The organism is Noviherbaspirillum malthae (assembly GCF_015352985.1).
In the GTDB taxonomy this organism is placed as follows: Bacteria; Pseudomonadota; Gammaproteobacteria; order Burkholderiales; family Burkholderiaceae_D; genus Noviherbaspirillum; species Noviherbaspirillum malthae.
Genome location: NZ_JACYXF010000139.1, coordinates 1 through 5,964, shown reverse-complemented (window position 1 = coordinate 5,964; position 5,964 = coordinate 1). Strand labels below are relative to the sequence as shown.

Genomic DNA, 5,964 nt, shown 5'->3' with positions numbered 1-5,964 from the left:
AACTGCACCGCATAGTCCTCTAGTGGGCCAGGTGCAGCTGGGCAGGGGCGACGAGCAGTCATGGCAGCAGACCTCCTGCTACCAGCATAGACCCTCAATAATCTACTTTCAACAAAGTACCGCTAGTGGCCAGCAAACGTCTAGTGTCCATTGATGGCCTCTCTACGTGAGGGCTGGGTTACCTTTCTCGTTGATTCTCATCAATAGTGGCGCTGACCAAATCATCTCCCTGCTCTGTACAATCGCCCCCCATGCAGCCATCGGAGTGAGACCTCAATTTCAAAAGAACAGGCTGCATCCACCGGAGCTGGCGGGCGGAACAAATACCAGCACCACATTCGCCTTTTGCGCTGCCGCTCACCTTTTTACCGTCGCGATGTCATTCACCACGAATGATGGTGCGACGGGACACTTTTCTTGTGATGACCGGGACTGCTGCCGAATCAGAACGGTTGATGATTCGCTTGGATGGCGGAGCAGCCAATGCTGGCAAGGCCTTGGGCGCCGGCATGAGGCTGGCAATGGTGTGCTTGTAGATGAGCTGGACACTGTCACCATGGCGCAGCAGTAACGCGTGCTGATCGAAGGATTCGATCTTCCCCGCCTGTTTCACGCCGCTCATCAGGTACACCATGACGGACATGCGCTGCTTGCGCAAGTCATTCGAATACGTGGTCTGCAACGCATCGCCCTTACTGCGTACCATAGTGAACTCTTTGTCTATTAGCCTGATGCTGTACCGCTAGATGTCATACCTGGTCAGCATCGCTTCGACGCTCAAGGACAGGGCCGGTTGAGTGATGCTAATAATGCCGCCGCTGTCGTTTTTCTTCTTACGCCCGGCCGGCTGAGGACTCGTCATACCATCTAGCTGCTGACGCAGGTGCTTGGAAAGTGAGATGCGTTTCTGGGACCGCGTCAGGCCAATATGGCTACGGTACTGCAAACCATCTTCGAAGATGATCTGGATCTGACAACGACCTTCACCCTTTTCCGGTGCATCGCTAGCCCAGCGCTCCAGTACCGCATTGGCCAACGCCAGCGTACTGACACGGGCTTGCGCGACCACGCCATCAATGCGTTCAATCAGAATCCGCGCGATATCGATCTTGTCACAAGGTTCAATGATCAATTTCTATCCTTTGGCGCGCCGTTGCGCCGGTCTGGCAGGAGGATCAAGAGTTCTATCGTCATCCTCACCAACCCATATCGATTCAAAAAGAAAAAAGCCCGCATTCCTTGCGGTTTGCGGGCCAATCCAATTCAAGAAGAGTTGGAGGAGACAAGGACATCTTACCGGTCAATAACAATACCGTCTTCTTTAGATTGCGAATGACAGACATTCTCACGTGATATAACACGTCTAAAAGATGAAAGCCCACCGCACGTTGTGCGATGGGCTTTCCTGTCTCCTGCCGATCTCTTGTTTTGGATTTTCTACTGCACCATGAGTGTGCATGGAACGCCACGAAAAGTCATCTCGCAGCGCAATAAGAAAAGCAGCACCCTACTCGTGGAATCACCCGCGTCTGTACCGAGGCGCTAGTCAGACGCGCTTTGGATTACCAATTCGCCTTTGGGCGTCAACAGCAGCAGTCTGCGTGAGGAATCAGCAGTTTGCAAGGGTGGTGGCAATGGATTCAGCAAGGCCAGACCGGAGGAAAGCAGCATCTGATGCTCAACATTGTCCGGGTCATAGACGGCTTCGGCACCGATCTTGATAGCGGCTTCATATAACTCACGACGAACGATCATTGCTACCTCTCATGCGCATCTTTCTTTCGCGATTTTACTGCGGAGGGTTCGCTCCCCTGCAGTGGTGGTGGACCAGCAAAGTTGTATGGTTGCAGAAACAAATAGAACACGTTACAACAGCAACTCAGTCAGTTTCGAACTTGAATTGCCAGCCTGGACGATCAGCAAACAGCCCTTGCGTTTCAGAAAAGAACCGCTAAGCTGAAAATCACGCCCGGACTTACTAAAACAAAAATGGAGACGCTCATGTCCGTTCATCTGGAGAAGTGCCGTAATCCCCTTTGCCGCCGGCTGTATGAGCTTGAACATTTCAGTCAATGCTTTGCACCCCAAACCATGGCTGCAGGCGTAATCATTTGCCCGCATTGCAAAGTCTTAGTCGCGGCCAATCCCACCCTGGTCTATTCTGCTCGACCAATTCCAAAAGCCTTTGAGCACTGGCCCGAAGTGGATTTCACAATTACGTCGGGACGCAAGAACAAGACAGCCGTGCTGCAAAGATCGTACTCATATTCCTGAAACAGGCTGATACTGAACCAGCCCTTCCTCACTCTTGCATGCCTGCTTCATCAAGGAGTCGGGCGTGGGCGGCGAAACTGCTTTTTCTTTGGATAGCCGGCGCCCTGTCCTTTAGCATTGCCTTGCTTTCGTGGCCAGCTTGGCGCTCCAGTGTTCATCGTGACAGGATTGTCGAGCCAGGTATTGAGCTGCTCACGGATCTGCCCAATGCCACCGGTAATACGCACATATCGATTTCTAAACGTCTTTCGCAGGAATTCATCGGCCGCCGCCGGGATATCTTCCCGCAAGCCGATCATCCGCTGGCAGCTGCGTAATGATGGTGCGGTACGCAAATCGTCGAGGGCCACCACATTGAGTTCCAGCTGCGGATAGAATTGCTTCAAATCCTCGAAATCACGGGTGCTGGTCGCGATCAATGCAATCATCGGTTTGAAGGCACTGTTGGCGGACGGCGGCAACTTGGGATCAAACAAGGGTTGTACGTCAGTTTCGGCAAGATGAGCGTCTTCATCGTCGAAGGCTTGGGGCGCCATTGACGCTGAATCGAGTCCTTCATTACGCACAGATTGTGCAGACGCGCGATGATCCTGTTGCCGATAAACCGATGAAGCAGCCGCATCCGGCGCTACTGCTTGAAGAAACGATGCGATAGTTTGCTGGCCGCCCTTCTCTGTCAGAGTCTTGACCAATGCATTCGCAAATTCCTCGCACACCATGGCAACGAATGGGCGAGCCAATTCGATCAGGTCACTTCCACTATCCTGTGAGGGCATCTGACCGGAGTGGCGACGCTGGGTCGCATGTACAGGCCGTTGGACAGGAGAAGGCACGTCGCGCCGGGCCGCTTGCTGCGTCTGTTTCCCAACAGGGGCCGACGCCTCCAGTTTTGACGTATCTTCGGAGACGGGTTCTTGCGTTTGTGCTTTTCCGGTTGCGGTTACTGCTGCTATCTCCTGCTCTACCACGGAAGGCGCGTCCGCAACAGGGCTGGGCCGGGCTTTTCTGGGACGCGCAGATGGTTGTGATATCGACTGATCTACTGCAGCCTTATCAGTAGTTGACTCTTCCTTCTCGACCCTGGATGTCGGTGCTGCAAACTGGGCATGCTGGGGAATGGCTGCCAGCTTTTGCATGATACCGTGCAAGCGCTGGCGTATCGCCTGAAAGCCCTGGGAAAGCGAGATCAGCTTGCGGTGCCGGCTTTCCGGCAGCACGCTCTGCGCATTGAACACATCTTTGGCTTTGACTTCTTCCAGCTGGGTCGATTCCAGGAGGCCGCGCCCCTTTTCTTCCAGAAGATGCGAAGCAACCATCTGCCACTCCTCTTCCGTCCATTTAATGATGCTGGGAGTCGCTACCGGTTCAGGCTTACGAGACATAACTTTTCAATTCCAATAGGAGTCTTTACAGGACATGATGGCCCTGCGTTGATTGTGTTCGCACTTCGCCCTGCCTACCTGAGGAAACAGATATCTACCATGGGCAGAAAAGCCCCGCTTAAGTTCCTCGATACCGTGTTCGCATAAACTAAGGCTGTGTCGGCCTCGCTATCGTGCATTGCACAACCTGCGTCGCGCAATATGAGGGGCCAAGGGAAGCGAGTCACCGAAGAATAGCACGATCCTTCACAAATGGAATGTCACGTAGTATCGTTTAAAGCAAGGAGACATGGTTATCTACAATAATGCATTTATCAGGTAGCCAACCCATCACATGCCTACCGAGAAACTCAGCATACTGGTAGCGGAAGTCCCAGGTGTCATCCCCGTCGTACAGGAAGCCTGGAGCGACCACTTCAACATGACATTCTGCTGTTCCATGCAGGAAGCCGACCGGCTGCTCGCAATGCATTTCGATGTCATCGTCTGTGGCACCCATTTTGCTGAAAGCAAGATGTTTGAGCTGCTTCGCCATGCCAAGGCATTACCGGCAACGTGTGAAACCCCCATTCTGTGCGTGCGGGTGCTTGATGGCGAACTGGACAGCTCAGCCTTTCAAGGCATCAGCCTGGCGGCCGCTGCCCTTGGCGCCGCTGCGTTCGTTGATCTCAACCGCTGGCGACGCGAATATGGATTCGATGCGGCGCGCGAAAAATTACGGGACTTAGTGGCTTCTCTTGCCGAATCACATGATGAAGCCAGTCTCGTGACCGAGCCGTTGTAGGGTTGGTTACCGCTTGAGCTTGGTCATGAGCTCGCGGGCTTGCAGCAGCAGATCGTCCCGCACGGCATCCGGCTTGTCGCCTGTGGCCAGCTTGATATAGCCGGTCAAATCCTGAACCAGTTTCAGCAATGCAGTATGGTCATCGACCTGTTCATTGGCCTTAGCATCGTTCAATTGTTCAATTAGTTCGAGCACCGCTGCTGGAGTAACTGCCTCGCAGTATGCTGCCTGCCAATGGTCGTTGTGCTGTGCGTCTTCCAATGCTTGTTGGCACGCTGTTTTGATCGTGTCGAGAGGCTGCATCTTGAGTCAAAAATCCACAAAGTCGTTATTTTTCAGTGTACTATCCGGCCGTAGTACATAAAAAATCCAAGGCAAGAGACCGCGGGAGACACCCAGTAAGCCCGCTTGGTTGATGACTGAGCGGGCTTATTCATTTGCAATATCACCATGGCTTATACCTCTTATAACAACAATAAAGAAGACAGCTATGGTGCGTCGCAGTATAGTAACACCTGTCTCCTCCAACTCTCAAAGAATTGGATTGAACCCGCAAGCCGCAAGGTCTGCGGGTTTTTTTTAGCCTATAGGTTGTTACTTTAATAATGAACTCTGACTTTGGGAGTTGATTGACGTTAATCAGATCACAATATCCAAGCAAGGCGTATCTAATAATTATCCATATATTAACATCACTAAACCGCCTTTTTCCCCGGCGGATTCAAGTTTGAAGTGCAACGGCTTATTAATGGGATTGTAACTGGCTCATAAAGACCTGATGTGGCGTTTTGAAGCCGAGGCACTTCCTTGGTCGGTGGTTCAGGCTATACGTTGCCAAGGCAATGTCGCTGGCTGTGATTCCATCAAAGGCCATCTTCTTCGGGAAGAACTGGCGAATTAACCCGTTCATATTTTCATTGGCGCCTCGCTCCCATGAGCAATACGGGTGTGCAAAGAAGAACTGCGCGTCCAAGTCCTTCGCAATACGGCCATGCTGGGCGAATTCCTTGCCATTATCTGAAGTCACGGTATGGACACAGTCAGCAAACGGCGTTAACAGTGCGATCATGGTATCCGATACCTCCTGTGCGGTCTTGCGTTCGACTTTGCCAATTAAGCTGTAGCGGGACCTACGCTCGTTGAGGGTCACCAACGCTTGCTGTTGTCCGGCACCGATGACCAGGTCGGCTTCCCAGTCACCATAGCGTCCGAGCTGATCAACAATGTCCGAACGCTGCTCAATCGAAACCTGATCCACAATCGCGCCGCGCCGTTCGCGCTGGCCATACCGTTTTTTCCGTTGCTTTTGGCAGCGCAAGCTCTTGTGCAAGGTGCCGCCGGCCCGCTTGTCGCTATAGGTGTGCTGATAGATGCGCTCATGACTGACGCTGGGCATGCGGCGTTTGTCAACGTAGTTGGTAAGATTTCTGGTTAAGCGGCCAACCGGTCCTCGGTCCATTGAGGAGGAAGGTCGCGGTCAGGATTCAGGTGCACGGTGTCAATCCATTCCCAGTTTCGTGTAGC

Annotated in this window: 7 protein-coding genes and 1 pseudogene; 2 read left to right on the top strand and 6 right to left on the bottom strand. The window is 52.8% G+C overall.

Going from position 1 to position 5,964, the window contains the following annotated elements; translation table 11 throughout:
• Positions 1–379 precede the first annotated feature (379 nt).
• The 3 genes from hfq to IGW03_RS37035 form a co-directional block, all read right to left on the bottom strand.
• Positions 380–682 carry an RNA chaperone Hfq gene (hfq, locus tag IGW03_RS37045; protein ID WP_228536344.1) on the bottom strand — a complete coding sequence of 101 codons (303 nt, stop codon included), beginning with the start codon at positions 680–682 and terminating at the stop codon, positions 380–382.
• 60 nt (positions 683–742) lie between these two features.
• The gene (locus tag IGW03_RS37040) at positions 743–1,132 is read right to left on the bottom strand and encodes a hypothetical protein (RefSeq protein ID WP_194727381.1); all 390 of its coding nucleotides are present in this window, start codon (positions 1,130–1,132) and stop codon (positions 743–745) included.
• 410 nt (positions 1,133–1,542) lie between these two features.
• A complete protein-coding gene (locus IGW03_RS37035) occupies positions 1,543–1,755 on the bottom strand; it encodes a hypothetical protein (RefSeq protein WP_194727380.1) in 213 nt (70 codons plus the stop codon).
• 246 nt (positions 1,756–2,001) lie between these two features.
• Here IGW03_RS37035 and IGW03_RS37030 point away from each other — a divergent pair, with 246 nt between their 5' ends.
• The gene (locus IGW03_RS37030) at positions 2,002–2,274 is read left to right on the top strand and encodes a hypothetical protein (RefSeq protein WP_194727379.1); all 273 of its coding nucleotides are present in this window, start codon (positions 2,002–2,004) and stop codon (positions 2,272–2,274) included.
• Positions 2,275–2,324: 50 nt separating this feature from the next.
• On the opposite strand, the gene IGW03_RS37025 is transcribed toward IGW03_RS37030, so the two are convergent.
• On the bottom strand, positions 2,325–3,590 hold the full coding sequence (locus IGW03_RS37025) for a hypothetical protein (RefSeq protein WP_194727378.1): 1,266 nt from the start codon (positions 3,588–3,590) through the stop codon (positions 2,325–2,327).
• A gap of 400 nt (positions 3,591–3,990) precedes the next feature.
• Here IGW03_RS37025 and IGW03_RS37020 point away from each other — a divergent pair, with 400 nt between their 5' ends.
• Positions 3,991–4,440 (top strand): response regulator, encoded by a 450-nt coding sequence (locus IGW03_RS37020; RefSeq protein ID WP_194727377.1) that lies wholly within the window; start codon positions 3,991–3,993, stop codon positions 4,438–4,440.
• A 6-nt stretch (positions 4,441–4,446) separates the two neighbouring features.
• Here IGW03_RS37020 and IGW03_RS37015 read toward each other — a convergent pair whose 3' ends face one another.
• Both IGW03_RS37015 and IGW03_RS37010 read right to left on the bottom strand, forming a co-directional pair.
• Positions 4,447–4,743, bottom strand: coding sequence for a hypothetical protein (locus IGW03_RS37015; protein WP_194727376.1), 297 nt, complete (start codon positions 4,741–4,743; stop codon positions 4,447–4,449).
• A 442-nt stretch (positions 4,744–5,185) separates the two neighbouring features.
• Positions 5,186–5,833 (bottom strand): annotated as a pseudogene (locus tag IGW03_RS37010) (IS30 family transposase); the annotation flags it as partial.
• Positions 5,834–5,964 lie beyond the last annotated feature (131 nt).

Excerpts from the sequence above, each read along its gene's own strand:
- IGW03_RS37035 (WP_194727380.1), bottom strand. The coding sequence starts at position 1,755 with ATGATCGTTCGTCGTGAGTTATATGAAGCCGCTATCAAGATCGGTGCC.
- IGW03_RS37030 (WP_194727379.1), top strand. The coding sequence starts at position 2,002 with ATGTCCGTTCATCTGGAGAAGTGCCGTAATCCCCTTTGCCGCCGGCTG.
- IGW03_RS37025 (WP_194727378.1), bottom strand. The coding sequence starts at position 3,590 with ATGGTTGCTTCGCATCTTCTGGAAGAAAAGGGGCGCGGCCTCCTGGAA.
- IGW03_RS37020 (WP_194727377.1), top strand. The coding sequence starts at position 3,991 with ATGCCTACCGAGAAACTCAGCATACTGGTAGCGGAAGTCCCAGGTGTC.
- IGW03_RS37015 (WP_194727376.1), bottom strand. The coding sequence starts at position 4,743 with ATGCAGCCTCTCGACACGATCAAAACAGCGTGCCAACAAGCATTGGAA.